The organism is Paenibacillus sp. MZ03-122A, assembly GCF_024213325.1.
GTDB lineage: Bacteria > Bacillota > Bacilli > Paenibacillales > Paenibacillaceae > Paenibacillus > Paenibacillus polymyxa_B.
The window spans coordinates 86,675-108,368 of record NZ_JANAVI010000008.1 but is presented as its reverse complement, the minus strand read 5'-3'; the positions used below and the strand labels follow the sequence as shown (position 1 = coordinate 108,368).

16 protein-coding genes and 2 pseudogenes are annotated in these 21,694 nt (G+C 40.5%); 11 read left to right on the top strand and 7 right to left on the bottom strand.

From position 1 onward, the window contains the following. Positions 1-33 precede the first annotated feature (33 nt). Genes NLX74_RS17770 through NLX74_RS17755 form a run of 4 tightly spaced genes read right to left on the bottom strand, consistent with a single transcriptional unit; the run spans position 34 to position 3,672 of the window. Positions 34-1,014: a siderophore ABC transporter substrate-binding protein gene (locus NLX74_RS17770; protein WP_069290424.1), complete on the bottom strand. Its 981-nt coding sequence runs from the start codon at positions 1,012-1,014 to the stop codon at positions 34-36. 12 nt (positions 1,015-1,026) lie between these two features. Then, positions 1,027-1,785 (bottom strand): iron ABC transporter ATP-binding protein, encoded by a 759-nt coding sequence (locus NLX74_RS17765; protein WP_254329503.1) that lies wholly within the window; start codon positions 1,783-1,785, stop codon positions 1,027-1,029. Next, the gene (locus NLX74_RS17760; protein ID WP_254329502.1) at positions 1,779-2,729 is read right to left on the bottom strand and encodes an iron chelate uptake ABC transporter family permease subunit; all 951 of its coding nucleotides are present in this window, start codon (positions 2,727-2,729) and stop codon (positions 1,779-1,781) included. Before NLX74_RS17760 ends, NLX74_RS17765 begins: the two co-directional genes overlap by 7 nt. Beyond that, complete coding sequence (locus NLX74_RS17755) at positions 2,719-3,672, bottom strand: ABC transporter permease (RefSeq protein ID WP_254329501.1); 954 nt, start codon at positions 3,670-3,672, stop codon at positions 2,719-2,721. The genes NLX74_RS17760 and NLX74_RS17755 overlap by 11 nt, the downstream gene beginning before the upstream one ends. Before the next feature lie 325 nt (positions 3,673-3,997). Between NLX74_RS17755 and NLX74_RS17750 the strand changes: the two genes are divergently transcribed. The 7 genes and pseudogenes from NLX74_RS17750 to NLX74_RS26020 all read left to right on the top strand — a co-directional run. Further along, entirely contained in the window at positions 3,998-4,675 is a 678-nt protein-coding gene (locus tag NLX74_RS17750; protein WP_254329500.1) for a response regulator transcription factor, read from the top strand. Continuing rightward, a complete protein-coding gene (locus NLX74_RS17745; RefSeq protein WP_254329499.1) occupies positions 4,672-5,589 on the top strand; it encodes a sensor histidine kinase in 918 nt (305 codons plus the stop codon). Before NLX74_RS17750 ends, NLX74_RS17745 begins: the two co-directional genes overlap by 4 nt. Positions 5,590-5,698: 109 nt before the next feature. After that, positions 5,699-6,376 (top strand): ABC transporter ATP-binding protein, encoded by a 678-nt coding sequence (locus NLX74_RS17740; protein WP_254329498.1) that lies wholly within the window; start codon positions 5,699-5,701, stop codon positions 6,374-6,376. Continuing rightward, positions 6,373-8,931, top strand: coding sequence for an ABC transporter permease (locus NLX74_RS17735; protein WP_254329497.1), 2,559 nt, complete (start codon positions 6,373-6,375; stop codon positions 8,929-8,931). Before NLX74_RS17740 ends, NLX74_RS17735 begins: the two co-directional genes overlap by 4 nt. Before the next feature lie 225 nt (positions 8,932-9,156). Beyond that, positions 9,157-9,839, top strand: a pseudogene (locus NLX74_RS17730) (response regulator transcription factor). 514 nt (positions 9,840-10,353) lie between these two features. Next, on the top strand, positions 10,354-10,749 hold the full coding sequence (locus tag NLX74_RS17725) for a sensor histidine kinase (protein ID WP_254329496.1): 396 nt from the start codon (positions 10,354-10,356) through the stop codon (positions 10,747-10,749). Positions 10,750-11,393: 644 nt separating this feature from the next. Further along, positions 11,394-12,209 (top strand): annotated as a pseudogene (locus tag NLX74_RS26020) (transposase); the annotation flags it as partial. Positions 12,210-12,686: 477 nt separating this feature from the next. Here the strand turns inward: NLX74_RS26020 and NLX74_RS25705 are convergent. Beyond that, positions 12,687-12,815: a hypothetical protein gene (locus NLX74_RS25705; protein ID WP_302058647.1), complete on the bottom strand. Its 129-nt coding sequence runs from the start codon at positions 12,813-12,815 to the stop codon at positions 12,687-12,689. A 930-nt stretch (positions 12,816-13,745) separates the two neighbouring features. On the opposite strand from NLX74_RS25705, the gene NLX74_RS17705 reads away from it, so the two are divergent. Both NLX74_RS17705 and NLX74_RS17700 read left to right on the top strand, forming a co-directional pair. After that, entirely contained in the window at positions 13,746-14,423 is a 678-nt protein-coding gene (locus tag NLX74_RS17705; protein ID WP_039273802.1) for an ABC transporter ATP-binding protein, read from the top strand. Next, positions 14,420-16,978 (top strand): ABC transporter permease, encoded by a 2,559-nt coding sequence (locus tag NLX74_RS17700; protein WP_254329492.1) that lies wholly within the window; start codon positions 14,420-14,422, stop codon positions 16,976-16,978. The genes NLX74_RS17705 and NLX74_RS17700 overlap by 4 nt, the downstream gene beginning before the upstream one ends. A gap of 471 nt (positions 16,979-17,449) precedes the next feature. On the opposite strand, the gene NLX74_RS17695 is transcribed toward NLX74_RS17700, so the two are convergent. Further along, complete coding sequence (locus tag NLX74_RS17695; RefSeq protein ID WP_254329491.1) at positions 17,450-18,505, bottom strand: radical SAM/SPASM domain-containing protein; 1,056 nt, start codon at positions 18,503-18,505, stop codon at positions 17,450-17,452. Between the two features lie 25 nt (positions 18,506-18,530). Further along, the gene (locus NLX74_RS17690; protein ID WP_254329490.1) at positions 18,531-19,763 is read right to left on the bottom strand and encodes a radical SAM/SPASM domain-containing protein; all 1,233 of its coding nucleotides are present in this window, start codon (positions 19,761-19,763) and stop codon (positions 18,531-18,533) included. A gap of 313 nt (positions 19,764-20,076) precedes the next feature. Here NLX74_RS17690 and NLX74_RS17685 point away from each other — a divergent pair, with 313 nt between their 5' ends. Together NLX74_RS17685 and NLX74_RS17680 are read left to right on the top strand one after the other, a co-directional pair. After that, a complete protein-coding gene (locus NLX74_RS17685; RefSeq protein WP_254329489.1) occupies positions 20,077-21,036 on the top strand; it encodes an ABC transporter transmembrane domain-containing protein in 960 nt (319 codons plus the stop codon). A gap of 1 nt (position 21,037) precedes the next feature. Continuing rightward, entirely contained in the window at positions 21,038-21,658 is a 621-nt protein-coding gene (locus NLX74_RS17680) for an ATP-binding cassette domain-containing protein (RefSeq protein WP_254329488.1), read from the top strand. Positions 21,659-21,694 lie beyond the last annotated feature (36 nt).

Sequence of the window (21,694 nt, the reverse complement as noted above, 5' to 3'; positions counted from 1 at the left end):
CCTACACAGTCCTCCATGATGTGAATGTTTTCATTACAGTGCAGCATCCATTTCCTTGATCATTTCAGATACGGATTCCAGACCATTACCTGACAGGTACCAGTAGTTAGGATCAAGGTATACAATATGACCGTTTTTAAATGCATTGGTTTTCTTCACCAGTTCATTCTCCATGGTTTGTTTGCCTGTAACCTGTTCCTTGCCTTCTTCGACCACCACAGCTCCACGGTCAACGACAAAAATATAATCTGGATTTTTTTGCTGTACATATTCAAAAGAAACCTTTTGTCCATGCGTGGATACTTTAATGCCAGGATCTACAGGGGTTACACCAAAAGCATCATGAATGATACCGAAGCGAGATTGTGAGCCATATGCGCTCAGGCTTCCTTCATTCGTCAGCACGATCAGTCCTTTAGCTTTGCTCGCTACAGCCTTGTCATGTACGGCTTTGATGGAGCTATCAATCGCAGCCAGTTCCTGCTTGGCAGCATCTTCTTTGTCGAAGATTTGACCTAGTGTTTCAACGTTTTTCTTAAAGGAATTGATATAATCCTTGGTGTCTACAGCCATCGAAATGGTCGGTGCAATTTTACTCAACTCTTTATATGCATCAGCTTGTCTGCCACCGATGATGATCAGTTCAGGAGACAGATCACTGATTTTCTCGTAATCCGGTTCAAACAGTGTACCCGCACTTGCATATTTGGAATCTTTAAATTTGCTCAAATACGTAGGAAGATCCTGCTGCGCTACTGCCGCAACGTCAACGCCCAGCTTATCCAGCGTATCCAATGAACCGAAATCAAAGACAACGACATTTTTGGGATTAACTTTGACTTGTACCGGGTTTTCATCCAGTGCGTGTTTGACCGAGATGGTTTTGGATTCCGTTGTTGCAGTAGAAGAGCCGTTTCCAGTCGCTTCCGGTGTTGCCGGAGCTGCTGTGCCACAGGCCGACACAATCAGTACCAATGCAAGCATTAGCGTTAAAAACATCATATTTTTCTTCATTTAACATTCCCCCTAAGTGAAATAAACGCAAATTTTATGGTCACCGATCTGTTGAATCGGAATATCCATATCGTACAAATTCTTTAATACCTGACTATCAATCATCTCGTCAGCCGTTCCTTGTTTTAGCAACCTGCCATCCTTCATCCCTACAATATAGTCTGAATAGCAGGAGGCAAAATTAATGTCATGCAACACGACCAGAATCGTTTTGCCGAGATCATCCACCAAACCGCGCAGCGTCTTCATAATCTGAACCGAATGCTTCATATCCAGATTGTTCAGCGGCTCATCCAACAGGATGTATTCGGTGTCCTGAGCCAGAATCATGGCAATAAAAGCCCGCTGTCGCTGTCCCCCACTAAGCAAATCAATATGCTTATCTTTCATATCCTCCAGTCCCATGTAGGCCATAGACTGCTCCACCATTTTGCGATCCTCACTGTTCAATCTGCCCTTGGAATACGGAAAACGGCCGAAGCTAACCAGTTCCTTCACGGTTAAGCGAATATTGACATCGTTGGTCTGTTTTAAAATAGATATCTTGCGGGCTAGCTCCTCACTTTTCGTCAGGCTCACGACCTGCCCGTCAATGAGGATTTCTCCCTCATCACTGTCAGTCAGGCGACTGATCATCGACAATAAGGTGCTTTTTCCAGCGCCATTAGGGCCAATAAAGGAGGTAATGGTTCCTTTAGGTACAGTGACGGATACCTGATCCACCACATTTTTATTCCCGTAGCGTTTGGTTACGTTTTTGACTTCTACCATGATTTATTCTCCCTCAGCAAAAGGTACAGGAAGTACACCCCCCCGATAAAGTTAATAATGACGCTGACCGTTGTCGATAAGTCGAATACTCTTTCTGCCAGCAGTTGGCACCCTGCCAATGCAATGACGCTAACACAGATGGAGGCCGGAATAATATAACGGTGCTGATAGGTTTTCATCACCTGATAAGCCACATTGGCCACAATTAATCCGAGAAATGTAATCGGCCCGACAAGCGCTGTAGAAATGGAAATGAGAATCGCTACAATTACCAGCAGCCTTTTAATGATAAAACCATAAGGAAGACCCAGGTTAATCGCATGCTCCCGTCCCAGCGACAGCACGTCCAGATACTTGATGAATCTCCACGCATAAGCGAATACGAGCACAAGAATGAATACAGAAAGCCACAATAGCTCGGTATTTACGTTACTGAAGCTAGCAAAGCTCTTGTCCTGGACTTTCGCAAATTCGTTTGGATCAATCAGTACCTCCATAAAGGTAGATAAACTGTTAAACAGCGTGCCGAACACCAGACCAATCAGCAAAAGTACATAAATCCCGCGTCCATCTTTGCGGAAAATTAATTTGTATAGCAGTCCTGCGAACAGCACCATCAGCCCCACCGATATCAAAAAGTTCAATTCTTTGCTGGTCGAAATGAAAGGGACGGAACCAAATGCAAAAATAATCGTCGTCTGAATCAGCATATACAGTGAATCCAGTCCGATAATACCGGGAGTCAAAATCTTATTATTCGTAACCGTCTGGAAAATAACGGTTGCAAAAGCAATGGAGCCACCTGTCAGAATGAAGGCTGCGATCTTTTTTAATCGTCGTGGCAGCGCGTAATGCCAGGTATGCGGAAGATCTATAAACACGAAAGCAGCAATCAACACAAGCGCGGCAGCGGCTAATATTCCGATTTTTAATTTAGGATTCATAAGCCCTTCTCCTCAGCAGCAAATACAAAAACAACGCGCTCCCGATCACACCAACCGTAAGCCCTACAGAAATTTCATACGGATAAATGATCACCCGTCCCAAAATGTCGCAAAACAGCACAAAAACGGCGCCCAGGATCGCTGTATGGGCCAGACTTTTTTTCAGATTATCCCCCATATACATGCTGACCAGATTGGGTACAACCAGCCCCAAAAAGGGAATCGTCCCGACCGTTAAGATGACAACAGAGGATACCAAAGCCACGATCACCAAACCGACATTGACGGTGCGCTTGTAATGTACACCCAAGTTGGCCGCAAAATCCTCACCCATGCCTGCAATTGTAAAACGATTCGCATATATGTACGCCAATGCAACCAAAGGAACACTAAGATATAGCATCTCGTAGCGACCACTCATGATTAGAGAAAAATCCCCCTGCATCCACGAAGAAATGCCCTGGATCAGATTGTATTTGTAAGCAAAAAAGGTCGTTACCGAATTTAAAATGCCTCCAAACATCAAACCGACAAGCGGGATAAATACCGGGTCCTTGAAACGGATTTTATCCAGTATTTTCATGAAAATCAGTGTTCCCCCTAGAGCAAATCCGAAAGCCGTCAGCATCTTCGTCCAGAACCCTGCCGTTCCAAATACCATAATAGCCATCAGCACACCCAATCGTGCCGCATCCATCGTCCCTGCGGTGGTGGGCGATACGAATCGGTTCCGGGTAAGCTGCTGCATGATCAATCCACAGATACTCATACTCGCCCCTGCGATAATGATACTGATCAAACGTGGGAATCTGCTAATCAGGAGTACCTGCGCCTGATCGTTGGTTAAGTGGAACAAATCAAGTGGAGTTACATCATGAACACCAATAAACACCGAGGCGAAAGCCAGTATCAGAAAAACCAGTATTAAATAACGCAATTTCATCTCTAACTAAGGGAGCCTGTCCAATAACCTGTACCAAGCTTCGGCCCTGTCCTCCCCTCCAATAATGATAATCATTATCAAAAATCAACTAGCATAAATTATAGCAGTGATATTGTATCTGTCAAATTTTTTGCAATGAATAAACCATGTCAAAAAAGTGTTAGCAAAACCTGAATAGTCTAAAGAGCAAATGAGCAAATAAGAGCAATATCCTGTAAAATAGAGGCGGAAGATTTTGGGGCCCTCTTTTTCTATTTTTACTGTAAGCAGTTCTTGGAATTCGGGATTCATTAACTTGATGAATCAAAAAAACAGGAGGAAAATGATGAATCACATACTAATCGTCGAGGACGATATCGCCTTGAGTAACGGTATTGTTCTTGCTCTTAAAGAACCTAACAACGTATTTACACAAACATATGACATAGCTACTGCAAAAGAACAATTGAATGTTACTGCCTTTGACCTAGTGATTCTTGATGTAAATTTGCCGGATGGAAGTGGACTCGACCTTTTAACCCATATACGTAAAACAAAAGCTTTACCAGTCATTGTTCTGACTGCGAATGATATGGAAACAGATGTCGTCACTGGTTTTGAGCTGGGTGCTGACGACTATATCACCAAACCTTTCAGTCTTATGGTACTGAGAGCAAGAGTTGGTGTTCAGCTAAAGAAATCCAGATACTCGCTTGCAGACTCCATTCATCTCGACAATTTTTCCTTTTCATTCGAGAGAATGGAATTTATTAAAAATGGTACGCCCATTGAACTAAGTAAAACGGAGCAAAAATTGTTGCGCATCCTAATCAACAATCGAGGAAATACCGTTTCGCGTGATCATTTGATAGACAGCATCTGGACTGACGGGGCTGAATATGTAGGTGAAAATGCCTTGTCAGTTACGATAAAAAGGCTACGTGACAAGCTCGAGGATTATCCTTCTTCCCCACAATATATTAAAACGGTTTATGGACTGGGCTACACATGGGCGTTGAAATGACAACACTCCTATATATATGTATTGGAATTACCGTTGTTGCTGTATGCACCGCTGTAAGTGCTATTATGCTTTATCGCAAGAGCATCCATAAAACAATGAAAACCATTGAGAACATGCTGGATGCCGCGATAAATGGCAGCTTCTCAGAGGATGTCTTTGATGAATCCGTTCTTTCTTCAATAGAAGCTAATTTTGTGAGATTTATTTCCATTTGTTCCGTTTCCTCCAAAAATCTGCTTGCTGAAAAGAATAAAATAAATGAGCTGATTTCCGATATTTCACACCAAACGAAAACACCATTGGCCAACATCCTGCTTTATTCCCAACTACTTAGCGAATACGAACTATCACAGGATACCTCCACTTGTGTGAAAGCTCTATCAACACAGGCCGAAAAGCTTAACTTCCTAATCCAGGCATTGTTGAAAACATCGCGGCTTGAAACGGGGATTATCACGGTAGCGCCAAGACGAGAATCTGTTCATAAGCTCCTTGATGCTGCACTGGAGCAAATAACGCCAAAAGCAGATGCCAAAGGGATTTCAGTTATTAGGGAGGACACCGTTATTCATGCTTATTTTGACCTAAAGTGGACCAGTGAAGCTGTCTATAACATTATGGATAACGCTATAAAATATACAGAGACAGGCGGAAACATGGATATAAAAGTGATGGCATACGAATTGTTTTGTCGAATTGATATTACCGATAGCGGCATAGGCATTGCAGAAGAAGAACAAGGTAAAATCTTTACCCGCTTTTATCGCTCCCCTACTGTTAACTCGCAGGAGGGTGTAGGTATTGGACTGTTTTTAGCTAGAGAAATCATCGCTGCAGAGGGGGGTTACATCAAGGTACAATCACGCTACGGCCGTGGTTCTACCTTCTCTATTTTTCTTTCTATGGATACTTAATTCTTTCAATACCGTTAGATTTCAGAAAGATTGTAGAAAGATCAGTGTGTTAATGTCTGTACTGTAGATGACTACGATCCAGACATTTTTTTGTGGAGGAGAACGTAATATGGCTCTATTGAAAACTCAGGCATTAAGGAAGCATTACGGGAACGGAGATACTGCTGTTCATGCCTTAGACGGCGTGAATCTGGAGGTGGAAAGTGGAGAATTTGTCGCTATTGTTGGTACGTCCGGGAGCGGCAAATCTACCCTTCTCCATATGCTGGGTGGACTTGATCGTCCAACCAGCGGAAACGTTACGATTGACGGCAAAGATATTTCTTCACTGAAAGACGAAGAATTGACCATTTTTCGCAGACGAAAGATTGGCTTCGTGTTTCAAAATTACAACCTGGTACCTGTCTTGAATGTCTACGAAAATATTGTGCTTCCTATTGAACTGGACGGTAAAGAACCAGACAAAGCCCACATAGATAAAATAGTACATACCTTGGGCCTTGACCACAAAATGAATAATCTGCCAAACAATCTTTCTGGTGGACAACAGCAACGTGTAGCTATTGCCAGAGCACTGGCAGCCAAGCCCGCCATTATCTTGGCAGATGAACCCACCGGAAATCTGGACAGTAAAACGAGTCTGGATGTGATGGGACTGATCAAAGTATCCAGCCAGCAGTTTCGCCAAACGATGGTAATGATTACTCATAACGAGGAAATTGCGCAAATGGCAGACCGCATCATCCGCATTGAGGACGGTAAAATAGTAGGTGGTGCGACCCGATGATCAAAATAAAAAACAGTAAGGCGGTTCGTAATTTATCAGATAAAAGTTTTAAAGCCAATAAAATCCGCAATATTATTGCGATTATCGCTATTTCCTTAACCACTTTGTTATTTACATCTCTATTTACTATGGGGCTTGGCACGATGGATAGCTTCCAACAGGCAACGATGCGACAGGCTGGTGGGGCAGGGCAGGGTTATCTCAAATATATCAACGATGAGGAATTTAATCACATCAAAGACCACCCTCTTATTAAAGAGATAGCGTATAGCCGCGTGTTAAGTGAAAAGGTGACGAACGAGCAATTTTTAAAGCGCCATGCGGAGTTCTGGTATCATGACGATGTAGGGCTGAAGCTAGGATTGATTGAGCTAGAAAAAGGCCACAAGCCAGTGGCGGAAAATGAGGTTATCGCGGACTCGAAGACCCTACAGTTACTGGGTACTCCCCTGAAAGAGGGCGCCACATTGTCCTTGAAGCTTGAGGTTCACGGCAAAATGGTACAGCGTGAATTTATCCTCTCCGGCTGGTGGAAGAGTGACCCCGCCGCCATGATAGACAGAGGTCAAATTTATGCTTCTAAAGCTTATGTGGATGCACATGCCGAAGAATTACGCTACACATATAAGCAGGATCATGATATGACCGGAACCATCAATGCAACTATCATGTTCGGTAACAGCTCGAATATGCGGGAAAATCTTAATAAAGTGATTACAGAAAGCGGTTATTCCCTTGACAAAAATGCACCGAACTACATTGCAAGTTCTGTGAACTGGGCGTATCTTTCCAACACTTTCAGTTCGAACCCTGAAGCCGTCTTCCCCCTAGCCACTGGTCTGTTACTGATCATGCTTACTGGCTACTTGATCATCTATAATATTTTCCAAATCTCGGTGATGCGTGATATTCGTTTCTACGGTCTTCTAAAAACCATTGGCACAACCAGCAGGCAAATCAGCAGAATTATCCGCAGACAGGCATTATTTCTTTCCTTGATCGGGGTTCCTATCGGCTTGCTCGCAGGTTTTTTAGTCGGCAGATCGCTTATCCCTCTGCTGCTTATGAACACTTCTATGCACGCAAATGCTGAGGTAACTATATCCCCCAGCCCATGGATTTTTATCGGCTCCGCTTTGTTTGCAGTCATGACAGTTATGATCAGTGCATATAAGCCTAGTAGAATTGCGGCGACTGTGTCTCCGATCGAGGCAGTAAGATACGTAGACGGAACTACCAAAAAGGATAAGAAAAAACTAAAAAAATCTACTAACGGTGCTAAAATGCCGCTGATGGCTCGAACCAACTTAGGCCGCAATAAGAAGCGGACTATTTTGGTGCTGCTTAGCCTTTCTCTAGGTCTAGTGCTACTGAATACTACTTTTACATTATCCCAAAGTCTGGATATGAATAAGTATGTGTCTAAAAGTCATGACACTGACTTTCTGATTGCACATGCTGATTATTTTCAAGAACATTTCACGGGCCCTGACAATGCAACGACAGAAAGCTATATTCAGGCCGTCCAGGCACAACCCGGTTTTGAAGAAGGTGGACGATTGTACAGTGGCGGCAATTTATTCACTGTCGAGTATAAAGAGAACAAAGAGGGGAAGAAGCTGTACGGGGAAATCGTCACTCCTGACGCTCGCGGCAACTTATCTGCACCAGTGTATGGGCTTGAAGATCTCCCCCTTCACCGACTACAATTAATTGATGGTGAGCTTGATTATGGCAAGCTAGCTTCAGGAAAGTATATTTTGGAAGGAATCAGGTTAGACAATTACGATCATCCTGAAATGGAACTATCCGTATACAAAGTAGGTGAAAAGGTTACTCTTCATAACTATATGGACACAGCAAATGCCCAGGAGTATACTAGCCATGAATTCACAGTGCTTGGTCATGTTGGCGTAAAATCATCCAATTCTGGTGTAGCCGTTGCTAGTTATACTGACTTCTATCTCCCGGCGGATATCTACAAAACGCTTGTGAAGAAGCCTGTGGTGATGAGTTATGCCTTTAATGTATCCGATAGTAAAGAAAAAACGATGGAGAGCTTCTTAAAGAACTATACCGAAATAAAGGAGCCCACGATGCATTATAAATCCAAATTCACCTCAATTGCCGAGCTTTCAGGTATGCAAAAAACAATTTTGATGATCGGCGGTACGCTCAGTATTATTATTGGGGTGATTGGCATTATTAATTTTGCAAACGCGCTTCTAACTAGTATTCTGACCCGCCATCAAGAATTTGCTATACTACAAAGTATCGGCATGACCAACAAACAATTAAAAACAATGCTTGTTTATGAGGGGATGTACTATGTGCTCGGCACCAGCATATGCTCCATCTTATTAGGAAGCCTATTTTCCGTCCTGATTGCGAGACCCTTGAGTACTCAAATATGGTTTATGAGTTATAAATTTATTATCTGGCCGCTGATCCTCGTGCTGCCTGTTCTGCTCGCTCTTGGGATATGTCTTCCTCTCGCTATTTATTCTCTGAGCGACAGGAAAACTATCGTAGAACGACTGCGAACAGAAGAATAAATCCCCCTGTAAAGAAAATGACCTGGTCAAAACTTCTGGCTGGGTCATTTCTTGGTTATTCAACAGTGCATTAATACCTGCTCCCTGAACCATGAGCAAATAAGAGCGATATCCTGTAAAATAGAATTAGAAAATTGGCCGGCTCTCATTTACATTTTTATTGTGAGCCGTTGTTAGAGCTCGGGATTCAATGACTTGGTTAACCAAAATACAAGGAGGAGAATGATGAATTACATACTAATCGTCGAGGACGATATCGCCTTGAGTAACGGTATTGTTCTTGCTCTTAAAGAACCTAACAACCTATTTACGCAAGCATATGACATAGCTACTGCAAAAGAACAATTGAACGTCACTGCCTTTGACCTAATGATTCTTGATGTAAATTTGCCGGATGGAAGTGGACTCGACCTTTTAACCCATATCCGAAAAAAAACAACTATACCCGTCATCGTTCTGACTGCGAATGATATGGAAACAGATGTCGTCACTGGTTTTGAGCTGGGTGCTGACGACTATATCACTAAACCTTTTAGTTTGATGATGCTGAGGGCCAAAGTAGATGTTCAGCTAAAAAGAGCTAGGTATCCGCTTACAGATCCCTTTCAACTTGACAATATTTTTCCTTTTCATTTGAGAGGATGGAATTTATTAAGAATGGCACACCCATTGAACTAAGTAAAACTGAGCAAAAATTGTTGCGCATCCTAATCGATAATCAAGGCAACACTGTATCTCGCGATCGCTTGATTGACAGCACATGGACGACTGATGGAGCTGAGTATGTAGGTAAAAATGCCTTGGCGGTTACAGTAAAAAGGCTGCGGAACAAATTGGAGGATTCCCCCTCCTCTCCCGAATACATTAAAACAGTTTATGGGCGGGGATATACATGGGCGGTGAAGTAATATTACAATACTTAACTATGTGTATATAGGAATTGCTGCTACCTTTGCTGCAGCGGCTGTTGTTCTTCTATATCGTAAAAAACACACATAAAACCATGACAGCCATCGAGATAATGATTGATGATGCAATTAATGGGAAATTTGCGGAGCATGCTTTTGACGAATCCGTGTTATCCTCTGTAGAAACCAGGCTTGCGCAATTTCTTTCTATTTGCTCTGTCTCCTCCACAAATCTGCTGGTAGAGAAGAATAAGATAAACAAGCTCATTTCTGACATCTCCCACCAAACGAAGACACCTGTTGCCACATCCTCCTCTACGCACAACTGCTTAGTGAGCATGATTTACCTGAGGATAGCTCTTCTTGTATAAAAGCTTTGGCTTCACGAGCAGAAAAACTTAATTTCCTGACCAATACGTTGGTGAAAACATCGCGACTAGAAGTGGGTATTATCACGGTATCGCCAAGGCAGGAATCTGTTCAAGAGCTCCTGCACGTTGCACGGGAGCAAATGATGCCGAAGGCAGATACCAAAGGCATCTCTATTGTTATGGAGAATACAACGATTCATACTTGCTTTGATCTGAAATGGACGGCTGAAGCCGTCTACAATATTATGGACAATGCTGTGAAATATACAGAAACCGGCGGGAGCATCACCATAAAAGTGATCGCATATGATTTGTTTTGCCGGATCGATATTACCGACAGTGGTATAGGGATTGCAGAAGACGAACTGAGTAAAATCTTTATGCGTTTCTCTCGCTACCCTACCGTAAGCTCACAGGAGGGTGTCGGGATCGGACTTTTGGCTAGAGAAATCATCGCTGCTCAAGGTGGCTACATCAAGGTACAGTCACGCTGCGGCAGTGGCTCTACCTTCTCCCTTTTTCTTCCCATGGGCAAATAGTTCTTTCCATACTTTCAGATTTCAGAAAGGCTGTAGAAGGATTGATATGGATAGTCTGTATTGCAGGGCGCCACAATACAGACTTAACCGTTCGATAAACGGAGGCATACGATTGATGGCAAGGATAAATTCCACTGTAAGACAAAGATTGACCATCTTCCACAGGCGAAAAATCGGCTTCGTTTTCTAAAATCATAATCTAATACCTGCCTTGAATGTCTGCGAAAAATATTGTGCTCCTATCGAAAAAAAACTACTATAATCTGGAACATAAAAGCTTTAAAATTGGTAAAGCCCATAGCCTCTAACTGCCTTGGCTGAATTATTATTTACAGCACTGTCACTATAGGTCTTACTGCTGTAGAAAATATGCGGAAAACGAACATACGGCGGAACGGTGACGAAAATCATGCCGCACTCAAACAAATCAATGATGAGAATTTTAACCACGTAAAAATCACCCGTTGATCAAATATAGACGAGGAACTTGTGAGGCCTGATTTTATCCTATCTGTTTCGGGAAAGAGATCCAAAACTACATCTAGTATCTTGCATTCCCGCGAAATTATAACGAGGTTTGCCTGAAAAGCCTATAGGTACGCGCTTATCTCAAGATATTATCACCAATATACTCCATTCTGCGTTACCGCAAGCTGTCCGGAAATATTTCGGACATGTCAACGATTCAAAAGCTCATGGCGGACATGGACTTTTTCGCATACAAAAAGATCAAGCTGGTCATGGACCGAGGCTTCTACAGTGAAGCGAACATCAACGCGCTGTACCGGCATCATCTGAAATTTCTGATTGGTATCAACGCCACGCTGTAATACGTGCAACAGGAACTGGAAAGTGCCAGAGCGCACCTTCGCCATTGGGAGAACTTTCAGGCCGACTATCATTTGTACGCCTACACGACTCCGCTCGCCTGGCAGTATATAGCCAGGAGCGACCGGTCCTACAAAGGTGATGTGCTGAAAAGCGAGCGCAGAGCGTACCTGCACCTGTATTTCAACAAAGAAAAAGAAACGGAGGACGCCTACAAATTAAACCGTCTGCTCACCAGGCTGAAAACCGAACTGGAAAGCGGGAAACGCGACCCGGCACATGAGAAAACGTATGCCAAACGTTGGCGTTGTACCGTAACAAGGATGTCATTGAAAAAGCATTTGGCAATTTGAAAGATCGCTTGAATTCCGTCGCATGGAGGTATCCTCTGAGCGGAGTCTAGATGGGAAATTGTTTGTTGAATTTGTTGCCCTGATCTTTCTATCCGATCTCAAGAAAGTCATGCAGGAAAAGAAATTATTTCAGCGTTATACCATGCAGGGGCTGCTGGATGAATTGGACGTGATTGAATGTTACCAGCGCCCCGGACACGACCTACAGTTTGGCGAGATCAAGAAACGTCAGTTGGAACTTTATACTGCCTTGGACGTCCCGCTCCAACCTCGTTATAATTTGGCCGGGAACTTAGTAGTATGTAAAATCAAGAGAAAACATTCACTTCCAGAGCCTATGTAGACGCACTGCAAAGTATTACGGAGAGAACGCTTATCCCCTTGAGGAAGACTCGTCGAATTATCATGTATCACAATGTAAACTGTTCCTATCTTCGGCAGACCTGGTATGGATACGAGAACGATCATAGCGCTAATTTTTTCTTTGCTGATAATCATCCTTATCGACTACTTTACCATCTACAATTGAGTGAAGCTTCACGGATACCAATTAGCTCCATGAATTTCGCTATTGACAATTGTGCAGACTCCAAACGATAGGGAACAAGCCCTCATGACGGCAGCAGCACAGAACATGAAAGAGGGTGTCCTACCGGAATCGCCTAGAAAAATAGAGCACTACTCTACTCTCCCAGATATGATGCAAAAGAAAGTGCCCTCGTCTTAAAAGACGAGGGCACTAGACAAAATCATTCTTTAAGTGCCTTGCAAGGTATTAGAGCTACAATGTCCATTGGGTTCGAGACAATCATAATTGCAATGATTAGGATTACATTGTACTTCCATATCAAAATCTACATTTTCTAAAATCTCGATTTTTTCCATGTTAATTTCACCTCCTTTCACTATTAAAATATCATTAAAAATACCTCTGAATTTTCTATTGTAAAAATCAGTATGCTATTTGGCATAATTAGCGGATTAGACCGAGATCCCCCTTCAAGTTATCCAAATCGCCCGAACAACTTCAGAAACAGAAAACAATCGTCATTTGGCCTCGTGATAACGCTCTACTCCGTCTCCAAAACCGGATTCATCTATTAGATTCGAGATATTACTTGCCGGTTGATGACACCTCAGTGTCGTTCCAGGTAAGAACATCCGTCGAGAATGTTTCGGGATTTTGGAGGTAAAGCAATTAGAGTGATTACTGTTTAATAGCTGATTCAGATCTTATCCAATGTAATTCTTATTTCATTAATTAGGTTACATATTTCTCCTGTATCCAGATTTCCAAACACTTGTTAGCATGTCGCTTGCCCGTTTCAGCTTCTGCACATAGCTCTCCTGATTAATATCCGCTGAACCATTAGCCTGAATTCACCGTGTTGCTGGTGTTTGTGCATCCATCCTTTTAATTGATGTCGACCTGTAAATCGATGAACTCTATCTTAATTTTAATCGTATACTCATTAAATTTTGCTGGAATAAGAAATGTGGAGAGCTGGACTGTCAAAGTTTCAATTTTCTCTGTGATCCTCTCATCTCTTTTTGCTTTTATAATATCAATACCATTAACATCCCTTCATATCCTGCAAATGTAAATATCTTTTGATATAACAAATATTTCAGACAGAGTCTGTCCCTCCTACATTTCCCAACACCCATTACAATCTGATCTTTCTACTCTCACTCAAATAATCTTTCAATTCTGTTAGATTTCAGAAAGATTGTAGAAAGAAAGAGGTATTATAATAAAATTTGTGTTGTAAGCAATTACGATGCAGATATTTTTATTGGGAGGAAAGCAAAAAAATGAAGATATTAGAAACTAGAGGGCTAAGAAAAACTTACGGTAACGGGGATACCGCTGTTCATGCCTTAGATGGTGTGAATCTGGAGGTGGAAAGCGGTGAATTTGTCGCTATCGTTGGTACATCCGGTAGCGGGAAGTCCACCCTTCTGCATATGCTTGGTGGGCTGGATCGGCCTACAAGCGGAAACGTAACCGTTGACGGCAAGGATATCTATTCTCTAAAAAATGAAGAATTGACCATTTTCCGCCGAAGAAAGATTGGCTTCGTGTTTCAAAATTATAATCTAGTTCCAGTATTAAATGTCTATGAGAATATCGTGCTCCCCATTGAACTGGATGGGAAACAACCAGACAAAGCCTATCTGACCCAAATTACAAATACACTGGGGCTTGAGAACAAATTAAATAATCTACCGGGTAATCTTTCGGGAGGACAGCAGCAACGGGTAGCCATTGCGAGAGCACTGGCGGCGAAACCAGCCATTATTTTGGCCGACGAACCTACTGGCAACCTGGACAGTAAGACCAGTCTGGATGTCATAGGGTTGATCAAGGTATCCAGCCAACAGTTCGCCCAAACGATGGTGATGATTACTCATAATGAAGAAATCGCGCAGATGGCAGATCGCATCATCCGCATTGAGGACGGTAAAATAGTAGGTGGTGCGACTAGATGATCAAAGTAAAAAACAGTAAGGCGGTTCGTAATTTATCAGATAAAAGTTTTAAAGCGAATAAAACCCGCAATATTATTGCGATTATCGCTATTGCCTTAACCACTTTGTTATTTACATCTCTGTTTACTATGGGGATTGGCGCGATAGAAAGTCTCCAGCAGGCAACGATGCGGCAGTCCGGGGGAACTGCGCATGCTTCACTTAAATATATCAACGATGAGGAATTTAATCAGGTCAAAGACCACCCTCTTATTAAGGAGATAGCATATAACCGCTTGTTAAGTGGAAAGGTAACAAACGAGCAATTTTTAAAGCGCAAAACGGAGTTCTGGTATTATGACGATGTAGGGCTGAAGCTAGGATTGATTAAGCTAGAAAAAGGCCACAAACCGGTGGCAGAAAATGAGGTTATCGCGGACTCTAGCACCTTACAGTTCCTGGGTATTCCCCTGAAAGAGGGCGCCCCATTGTCCTTGAAGCTTGAGGTTCACGGCAAAATGGTACAGCGTGAATTTATCCTCTCCGGCTGGTGGAAGAGTGACCCCGCCGTCGTGTTAGACAGAGGTCAAATTTATGCTTCTAAAGCTTATGTGGATGCACATGCCGAAGAATTACGCTACACATATAAGCAGGATCATGATATGACCGGAGCCATCAATGCAGGTATCATGTTCGATAACAGCTCGAACATCCAGGGAAAACTTGATCAAGTGATTACAGAAAGTGGTTATTCCCTTGACAAAAATGCACCGAACTTCATTGAAACTTCTATGAACTGGGCGTATCTTTCCAACACTTTCAGTTCGGACCCTGAAACCATCTTTGTCCTAGCTGGTGGTCTGTTACTGATCATGCTTACTGGCTATTTGATCATCTATAATATTTTCCAAATCTCGGTGATGCGTGATATTCGTTTCTACGGTCTTCTAAAAACCATCGGCACAAGCAGTAGTCAACTCCGTAGGCTCATTCATAGACAGGCATTATTTCTTTCCTTGATCGGGGTTCCCATCGGCTTGCTCGGGGGTTTTGGGGTCGGCAAATCGCTTATCCCTCTGCTGCTTATGAACAATTATAGGCACGCAAATGCTGAGGTAACCCTATCCCCCAGCCCATGGATTTTTATCGGCTCAGCTCTGTTTGCAGTCGTGACAGTTATGATCAGCATTTATAAGCCTATTAGGGTTGCAGCGACTGTGTCTCCAATCGAGGCTGTAAGATACGTAGACGGAGATACCAAAAAGGGTAAGAAAAAACTGAAAAAATCAACTAACGGTGCTAAAATGCCGCTGATGGCTCGAGCCAACTTAGAGCGCAATAAGAAGCGGACCACTTTAGTGCTGCTTAGCCTTTCTCTAGGTCTAATGCTACTGAATACTACTTTTACATTATCCCATAGTCTGGATATGGATAACTTTGTGTCAAAAAACAATGATACTGACTTTCTGATTGCACATGCTGATTATTTTCAAGAATATTTCACAGGCCCTGACAATGCAACGACAGAAAGCTATATTCAGACCGTACAGACACAACCCGGTTTTGAAGAAGGTGGACGATTGTACAGTGGCAGCAATTTATTCACTGTCGAGCATAAAGAGAACAAAGAGGGGATGAAGTTGTACGGGGAAATCGTCACTCCTGACGCTCGTGGCAACTTATCTACAGTAGTGTATGGGCTTGAAGATCTCCCCCTTCACCGACTAAAATTAATTGATGGTGAGCTTGATTATGACAAGCTAGCTTCGGGAAAGTATATTTTGGAAGGGATCATATTAGACAATTACGATAATCCTGACATGGAACTATCCGTATACAAAGTAGGTGAAAAGGTTACTCTTCATAACTATATGGGCACAGCAAATGCCCAGGAGTATACTAGCCATGAATTCACAGTGCTTGGTCATGTTGGCGTAAAATCAACCAATTCTGGTGTAGCCGTTCCTACTTATACTAACTTATATCTCCCGGCGGATATCTATAAAACGCTTGTGAAGAAGCCTGTGGTGATGAGTTATACCTTTAATGTATCCGATAGTAAAGAAAAAACGATGGAGAGCTTCTTAAAGAACTATACCGAAATAAAGGAGCCCACGATGCATTATAAATCCAAATTCACCTCAATTGCCGAGCTTTCAGGTATGCAAAAAACAATTTTGATGATCGGCGGTACGCTCAGTATTATTATTGGGGTGATTGGCATTATTAATTTTGCAAACACGCTTCTAACTAGCATTCTGACCCGCCATCAAGAATTTGCTATACTACAAAGCATCGGCATGACCAACAAACAATTAAAAACAATGCTTGTTTATGAGGGGATGTACTATGTGCTCGGCACCAGCTTATGCTCCATCTTATTAGGAAGCCTATTTTCCATCTTGATTGTGAGACCCTTGAGTGCCCAAATATGGTTTATGAGTTATAGATTTATTATCTGGCCGCTGATCCTCGTGCTACTTGTTCTGCTCGTGCTTGGGATCTGTCTTCCTCTCGCTATTTATTCTCTGAGCAACAAGAAAACTATCGTAGAACGACTGCGAACAGCAGAATAAATATCCCTGTAAAGAAATGACCTAGCAAAAACTTCTGGCTAGGTCATTTCTTAGTTACTCACCTCTATAGTTTGTACTCGTTCCTTAACCTCCCTGAAATTAATTATAATAATGAGAAAACAGAGAAAATGCATACGTACCACCTTCAATTTGAACTCTGGTGTGTATATTCTAAACTTTTGTCCTTTGAAGGTCATGACACCCCCCTTTGGAAAATAGTTCGAGATCACATCATACATGTGCTCTTTTAACACTCTCTACCCAAAGGGGATAATATCACCGCTCCCATCTGAGGATGGACTACTTTTTTCGATTCACAGATTCCTTTTATCCAACTCAGAACCCATACTGTGACTAAAAACCAAAGTTTTTGCAGGACTCTCCTTAGAAAATACAATTTCTTTAGAGTCAAATATAGTGACTCTAAACCCAAAATACGATTATGAAGCTACGAATAAATAGCATAATAAATTAGTGATTAGAAAGAAGAAGCTCAAAGTTTTTTAATATATATTCATACTCCTTCACTATTGAATAGTGTATCCTTTGAGTTGCACAAAATACGGGTGATGATTCATAATGATTTCCAGTTTGGATTTTATTAATAATTTTACACATTTTGCTGCGACAATTATTATACATAGCACACTTTGTACAAGCCCCTTGATCTTTTTGGTTGATTACATCTAAATTGGATAAACGCTGTTCAATTATATCGGAAAATACATCCCCCATGGAAAATTCTTCGTGGCCTACTGCAAGAATACAAGGATAAATATTCCCAGCACTAGAAATATGAAAGCTGCTATGACATCCATCACACGTCCCTTTTGGCCGAAAATATGCGTTTTTGAAATTATATAAAAAATACTGTGCTTTGGTGATATCCTTATTCACCATATATGAAAATATTTCGTTAAGATTCTTTTGATAAACTTTCATAAGTTCTTTATTCCAATTCGGATTACTTTCATCTAGCGCAAAGCTGACAGTCGGATACCCTTTTTCAAAAAGGAAAATATAATTGTCAGCAAAATATGAAACATTATTAGGTGTCACAGTCATTCTCACTCGGAAAAAATGTGATTGATGATTAATGTAGTCAAGAGTTTCAATCACTCGATTGAAACTTCCTTTCCCATTTCTGTATACTCTGTTGATATCGTGGCTTTCTTGCTTCCCATCCAAACTAACTGTTAATTGGATATTTTCAGAAACATAATCAAGTATTTCTTGATTATAAATGGTGCCATTCGTTGTCATTCTAAAAGAAATTTCGCCATGAATTTTTTGCTTTAGCTCTTCTACTAGATAACGAATGATCGGATAATTAAGTAATGGTTCTCCCCCATGTAATGCTATGCGTATTTTATCTTTATGACCGGAAGGATTTGCAGCAAGCTTTTTTTGCGTAAAATCAATAGCTTTCGCAGCCGTTTCCCTACTCATCATTTTTGGTACTTTACTAACATAACAATATTTACATTTCAAGTTACAATCTTCAGTTACCCAATATGTGAAGTTCATGGCATTACTCTCCTTATATAAAGATTTAGCCGTTCCAAACTAGTTCTTGAAGTTGTTTCTTTTGTTTTTGACAAATGGTATCGAACAACTCTTGGTTTTGATGCAAATAGTAGATGTTGCTAATGCAGTGATGGCAAAATAAATTAACGTTGCAGTTCTTACAGGGTTCAAATTCCCATGGTCTTACACATCCGATTTTATTGTGATCTGCTTTTTGATTGCCTTTAGCCATTAATTCAATTAAATTATTATCAAATACATTTCCTAAAACAAAATCATCAGAATCCATCAACCCTCCACAAGGGTAAATCTTTCCATTTCCTCCAATAAATATTTCTCTTTTTCCTGGTGAACAAAGTCGACAGGTAACATCTTGAGAGGTCAGATCATCTACAAATGGCTTTTCGGGAAAAATCTCTTCACTATTCTCTCCTGCCCTTCCAGCGGATGTTAGGATTCTTACAATAGGTTTAACACCTAACTTTCCACACAAATCCAGGAATTTATCTTCACCTCCATCAAAAGTATATTTTGTGATAACCATTGATAATGCGATTTTTTTTAGCCCTTTACTTTGCATTAGTTTTATACTTTTTATAACTCTACTAAAAACACCTTTGCCTCTAATTTGATCGCAAGTTTCTTCATCATAACCGTCCAGACTAAGGGAAACATTATCTACATACCTAATCAATTGTTCCACATTTTTTGGGGTTATAAAAAGGCCATTGGTAGAGAGCAAAACGGCTCCGTTGAACGATTGTCTTATGTACGCCAAAAGCTCCATGATATCTAATCGCATCATAGGCTCTCCACCTGTAACATTGATAGCTTGGGGTTTAAGTACGACGATCTGATCAATGATTTCTTTCACTTTTTCAGTTGTTAGTGCATCGGTAAAATGAGCATCCGCTGAAGCGCTGCAATGTTTACAGTGTAAATTACATCTATTTGTTAATCCTAGATAAACAACATCTAAGACCTCCCCATGAATATTTGTTAATTGTTCTTCGGTTAGAATACATTTGATATTTACTAATTCATAAAAGAGACTTGTTAAATTATGAATAACGTCAGCACGTTGAGAACTTTTGGTAGGATCTAACAATGACTCAATTTCCCCTTTATTAACCATATCCTTCAGCACAAGATAATAAGATTTAGAGGTTTTCAAAAAAGCTCCTGATTTTGTATTCGCGATAATGACTTGATGATTATGAAATAGTTCACGTGAGTAAGGATTTAAAACATACACCATGATTTTTTCTCCTCTCATACATCCCAAATTCATTTTCCATTCTATTAAATAGATCATGAATTGTTCTGATATTTACTGTTATGTCATAATCTAATGTTTTAATGCCATAAATTGATAATAATTAGAGTTAAATAACAATGGATTCTTTAGAGTATCTGAGGTTGCGCTAAATCCGTAAAAAACGTATACATAGATGTATTTCACGACATTAAAGAGGTCATTTATACCATAAATATAATTACTAGATATTCAATAGTAGAATGAGAAGTAGCTTCTTTTATATATTTGTATCAGAAGGGTGGAATGGAAATTTATGCTTAGAAAATATAATTGGATTTTTAAAGAAGTTCATAAATTTTATCTTTTTATTGTACTTATTTTAGTTTTTCAAGCTTTAGATACAATACTTAGCATGATAATTCCCCAATACATAAGTAAAATTGTTGACTCTGGGTTAATATCCAAAGACCTCTCCTTAATTGTGAAGTTTATAGGAATAGCAACAGGCTTATTTATTCTATCTCACCTATGCAGTTTACTTTGTGAATTCATTTTTGCCGAATTAGGTAAAAGAATCTCTTATGCTATGAAAAAAAAGTTGTTAGAAAAGTTTTTTGTTTTGCCAGGTGAGACCATTACTTCAAACAGCGATAAGCTATTTTCCCTGTTTATTAACGACATTGGAATCATCGAAAGATTAGTATCCCACGGTATCCCTATGCTAATATCAAACTTACTTTTTCTAATTGTTATTTGTATTGTATTGCTTTTTTTCAACTGCAAATTATTTACACTTGTATTTTTGGTCATGCTTCTAACAATGATTAGTCAAATTTTCTTTAATAAAAGAATTACTCACAAGACAAAAGCAGTCATGAATGCTTATGATGACTCTATTTCTTATATTAGGCATACGCTTGGATCACTTCTATATTCTATTGGAATGGATATAAAAGACTATATTTTGGGAAAGTACATGCCTTTAGAGGAAAAATCACTTGAAGCTTATAGACAGAGAAGCAATACAATTATCGTAGCTTCCACTGTCCCTTCTGTCATTACCTCTATTGGAAGTGTATTGCTTTTGGGGATGGGTACAATTTTAGTAATGAAAGGCCAAACAAGTATGGGAGTACTGACGGTATTTGTTTATTATTCAAATCAGATCATAAGTCCGATCAAAAGTGTTACAAACTATGTGGCCGCTTGGAAGCAGGCAAAAGTATCAATCGAAAGAATTGAGTCGATTATAAGAGCTGAAGAGGTGAAATAAAATGGACATAGAATTTAAAAATGTAAGTTATAGCTATAACGGTTTGGAAAAAGCGCTATCCGATGTCTCGTTCTCTGTTCATGGAAATCATATTTTTTGCCTTTCAGGACGCAACGGGGCAGGAAAAAGCACACTATTAAAATTACTCACCAAGATTAATTGTAATTATACAGGTGATATCTTAGTGAACGAAAAGGAAATGAGAGAATGGAAACGTAAAGATATTATCAACAAAATAGGGATATGCTTCCAGGAACCCGTCATGTATGTAGATACGATCTTTAACAATATAACTTTGGGGCAACCAGGTATCCCTATGAGGCAACTGAATTCATATATTGAATTATTGGATACCAAGAAATTTATCGAAGAAAGTAAAAAAGATCAAATAATCGGTAAAAACTTTTCTTTATCAGGAGGGCAACAGCAATTAATTTCGATACTGCGGAATATCTATACTAATAAAGAAGTATTAATTTTTGATGAACCCACTTCAAATTTAGATGGTGTTGTAAAAAAGAACTTTATTGATCTATTAGATGATCTAAAGTACAACCATACCATTATATTAATTACACATGATAGTGAACTAGGGAGTAAATATGAACAAATATTGTTGTAATGCAGGAGCAGGACGTAGCTGCATAAGCGTCTACGC

What these genes read in the sequence shown, in the direction of transcription:
- NLX74_RS17700 (WP_254329492.1), top strand. Translation starts at nt 14,420, where the DNA reads ATGATCAAAGTAAAAAACAGTAAGGCGGTTCGTAATTTATCAGATAAA.
- NLX74_RS17695 (WP_254329491.1), bottom strand. Translation starts at nt 18,505, where the DNA reads ATGAACTTCACATATTGGGTAACTGAAGATTGTAACTTGAAATGTAAA.
- NLX74_RS17770 (WP_069290424.1), bottom strand. Translation starts at nt 1,014, where the DNA reads ATGAAGAAAAATATGATGTTTTTAACGCTAATGCTTGCATTGGTACTG.
- NLX74_RS17765 (WP_254329503.1), bottom strand. Translation starts at nt 1,785, where the DNA reads ATGGTAGAAGTCAAAAACGTAACCAAACGCTACGGGAATAAAAATGTG.
- NLX74_RS17745 (WP_254329499.1), top strand. Translation starts at nt 4,672, where the DNA reads ATGACAACACTCCTATATATATGTATTGGAATTACCGTTGTTGCTGTA.
- NLX74_RS17725 (WP_254329496.1), top strand. Translation starts at nt 10,354, where the DNA reads ATGCCGAAGGCAGATACCAAAGGCATCTCTATTGTTATGGAGAATACA.
- NLX74_RS17735 (WP_254329497.1), top strand. Translation starts at nt 6,373, where the DNA reads ATGATCAAAATAAAAAACAGTAAGGCGGTTCGTAATTTATCAGATAAA.
- NLX74_RS17685 (WP_254329489.1), top strand. Translation starts at nt 20,077, where the DNA reads ATGCTTAGAAAATATAATTGGATTTTTAAAGAAGTTCATAAATTTTAT.
- NLX74_RS25705 (WP_302058647.1), bottom strand. Translation starts at nt 12,815, where the DNA reads ATGGAAAAAATCGAGATTTTAGAAAATGTAGATTTTGATATGGAAGTA.
- NLX74_RS17705 (WP_039273802.1), top strand. Translation starts at nt 13,746, where the DNA reads ATGAAGATATTAGAAACTAGAGGGCTAAGAAAAACTTACGGTAACGGG.
- NLX74_RS17750 (WP_254329500.1), top strand. Translation starts at nt 3,998, where the DNA reads ATGAATCACATACTAATCGTCGAGGACGATATCGCCTTGAGTAACGGT.
- NLX74_RS17755 (WP_254329501.1), bottom strand. Translation starts at nt 3,672, where the DNA reads ATGAAATTGCGTTATTTAATACTGGTTTTTCTGATACTGGCTTTCGCC.
- NLX74_RS17740 (WP_254329498.1), top strand. Translation starts at nt 5,699, where the DNA reads ATGGCTCTATTGAAAACTCAGGCATTAAGGAAGCATTACGGGAACGGA.
- NLX74_RS17680 (WP_254329488.1), top strand. Translation starts at nt 21,038, where the DNA reads ATGGACATAGAATTTAAAAATGTAAGTTATAGCTATAACGGTTTGGAA.
- NLX74_RS17690 (WP_254329490.1), bottom strand. Translation starts at nt 19,763, where the DNA reads ATGGTGTATGTTTTAAATCCTTACTCACGTGAACTATTTCATAATCAT.
- NLX74_RS17760 (WP_254329502.1), bottom strand. Translation starts at nt 2,729, where the DNA reads ATGAATCCTAAATTAAAAATCGGAATATTAGCCGCTGCCGCGCTTGTG.